The organism is Comamonas sp. 4034, from assembly GCF_050434545.1.
Lineage (GTDB): Bacteria > Pseudomonadota > Gammaproteobacteria > Burkholderiales > Burkholderiaceae_C > Comamonas > Comamonas odontotermitis.
In genome coordinates this window covers 1-1,387 of the sequence record NZ_JBNDIT010000057.1, presented here as the reverse complement: position 1 = coordinate 1,387, position 1,387 = coordinate 1, and the positions used below count along the sequence as shown (strand labels likewise).

Sequence of the window (1,387 nt, the reverse complement as noted above, 5' to 3'; positions counted from 1 at the left end):
GCGGATAAAAACTTGGACTGGTTTACGCCGCAAGTCCAAGGCTCGCCCGGTATTCGACAGGGCTGAGAGAGCCAAGGGATATCTTGATCCGCTTCTCGTTGTACCAGCGGATGTACGAGTCGACCACCTCAATGAACTGCTCGATGGTCGTGCCCTTCCAGTCCCGAGGATAGAACAACTCGTTCTTGAGGCGGCCGAAGAAGCCTTCGCAAGCCGCGTTGTCAGGAGAGCAGGCCTTGCGAGACATCGAGCGGGTGAGGTTCGCCTCGCTCATCCTAGAGAGCCAGCCTGGCCAACGGTAGTGGCCACCACGATCAGAGTGGACCACTGGACGATCGCTTGTGTCTGCCACTGTCTCAATAGCTGCATCCAGCATTGAGTTGACCAGCTCTGCGTCCGGGCTCGTTCCAATGGTCCAGCTCACCACCATGCCGTCGAAGCAATCGATGATGGGTGACAGGTACACCTTGCCTGCTGGGATCTGGAATTCTGTAATGTCCGTGAGCCACTTTTCATTTGGGGTGGCCGCCTGGAAGTCACGGTTGATGATGTTATCTGGTGCCGGGCTGATCTCGCCGAGGTAGGACGCGAACCTGCGCCGCTTGGGCTTTGCGACGACCAGATTCTCTTGCTTCATCAGTCGCTGCACCACTTTCTCGGAGATCGGGCCTTGCTCTCTGGCCAGAGAGGCTTGCAGCCTGCGGTAGCCGTAGCAGCGGTGGTTGGACTCAAAGATCTCGGTAAGGGACTGGCGCACCACAAGGTACTTGTCGCCGACCACTGTGCGGGACCGATGGTAGAAGTATGAGCTGCGTGCAAGACCCAACTGTGCAAGGAGCTCTGGCAGGCGGTAGTGCTCCTTGAGGGCGTCAATCAGCAGTGTCTTCTCCCGGTTGGACAGGAGCTGCAGATCGACGCCCAGACCTTTTTTTAACAGTTCATTGGCCTTGTTCAAGAGGTCCTGCTCAAGGCGCAGTTGCCTGACTTCGCGGCGCAGTATCTCAACCTGGCGCTCGAGTTCTTCGCGCTCTCGCTCCTGCGGTGATTGATCGGTGTGTTTCATTGATGCGGGTGCCTCACGTCCCAGCAGCTGGTTCTTCCAGTTGTACAACGTTGGCCGGCATACGCCGAACTTATCAGCCACTGTTTGCGCACTTTCCTGCCGAGTGCAAAGCTCCATGACTCCCGCTTGCTTCAAGCTCTCGGGATACCTTCGTTGACCCACACTGCCAACCAGAGCCCTTCTGGCCTCAGGGAATGCCTCACGCACCCATTTGGTAAGCGTTCCACGACTGGGGTAGCCCAGCGCCCTCATGGTGGCCGCGATGCATCGGTCATGGGTGAGGTAGTGCTCGATGGCTGCGGCCTTCTGCGCCTGCGAGAACTT

Annotated in this window: 1 protein-coding gene; it reads right to left on the bottom strand. The window is 58.0% G+C overall.

Features of this window, described 5'->3' with window-relative positions; genetic code table 11:
• Window positions 1-22: 22 nt before the first annotated feature.
• Window positions 23-1,387, bottom strand: a 1,365-nt coding sequence (locus ABIE32_RS21715; RefSeq protein ID WP_429019414.1) for an IS3 family transposase, incomplete at its 5' end; no start/stop codon positions are given.